Source organism: Polaromonas sp. P3_C2 (assembly GCF_056402675.1).
Genome location: NZ_JBFUGX010000957.1, coordinates 1 through 1,220, shown reverse-complemented (window position 1 = coordinate 1,220; position 1,220 = coordinate 1). Strand labels below are relative to the sequence as shown.

The 1,220-nt window shown below is 65.7% G+C and carries 1 pseudogene; it reads left to right on the top strand.

The features are described from left to right. A pseudogene (locus AC1DWI_RS23755) lies at positions 1-1,220 on the top strand (hypothetical protein); the annotation flags it as partial.

The following is a 1,220-nucleotide window of genomic DNA, read 5'->3' as shown; positions in this document are numbered from 1 at the left end:
GCGGTACACCAACGGGCCCGGCGATCACTTCGACGGGCGCGCTGGCCGCAGGCGGCCTCTTCAAGTACATCGTGGTCGCCACCTTGCCGGGCACGGCTACGGCGGCACAGACCAACACCATCACGGTGACCGGCACCAGCGTATTTGACCCGACGAAAACCCAGTCGAACACCGACGTGACCACGGCCACGACCAACGCGGTCGTCACGCTGACCAAGTCGGCAAGCGTGTCCAGCGGCTCGGCCGGGACGGCCATCACCTACACCCTGACCTACACGAACACCGGTAACAGCACGGCCACCGCCGTGGCGATCACCGACGTTCTGCCGGCGGGCCTGACCTATACCGCGGGTTCTGCACGCTGGAGCGTGACGGGCGCCACGGCGCTGAGCGACGCTGGTGCCTCCAGTGGTTCTGCACCCAACACCCTGACTTCGGGCTACACCCTGGGAACCAAGACCCTGCTGGTCACGCTCAACCAGGTGACGGCTGGCCAATCTGGCACCATCAGCTTCGGCGTGACCGTAGCCGGGGGAACTGCACCCGGCGTACTCAACAACACCGCCACGACGTCTTACAACAACGGCGCTACCACGGTAACGGGCGGCTCTAACACGGTGCCGTTCACGGTGCTGCAGACCGCCGCCGTGACGCTGACCGGCACCACGGTGCCTGGCCCGGCCGCGCCTGGCTCGACGGTGAGCTTCACCAACACGGTGACCAATACCGGCAATGGCTCCGACACCTTCAACATCACGCTGAGCACGGGCAACTTTCCCGCTGGTACGACCTTCCAGCTGTACAAGAGCGACGGCGTCACGCCGTTGGTCGATACGAATAGCGACGGCACGGTTGACACCGGCCCGCTGGCCGCAGGCGCTACCTACAACGTGATCCTCAAGGCCACGCTGCCTCCGAACGCGACCAACGCCGGCGCGCCTTTCATCATTGTCAAGACGGCCACCTCGGTGTTTGACCCGACCAAGACGGCTACCACCAACGACCAGCTGACCGCCGTGACTGCCGCAGCGGTTGATGCCACCAACAACCTGCCGACCGCGGTGGGTGTTCCCGGCGTGGGCGTGTTCGCCAACGGCGAAGGTGCCGCGCAGGTCACCAACACGCTGAACCCGGGCGCCTCGACGGTCTTCACGATCGTGGCCAACAACACCGGCCCTTCGCCGGACAGCTACAACCTGGGCGCCAGCACGGTGAATACC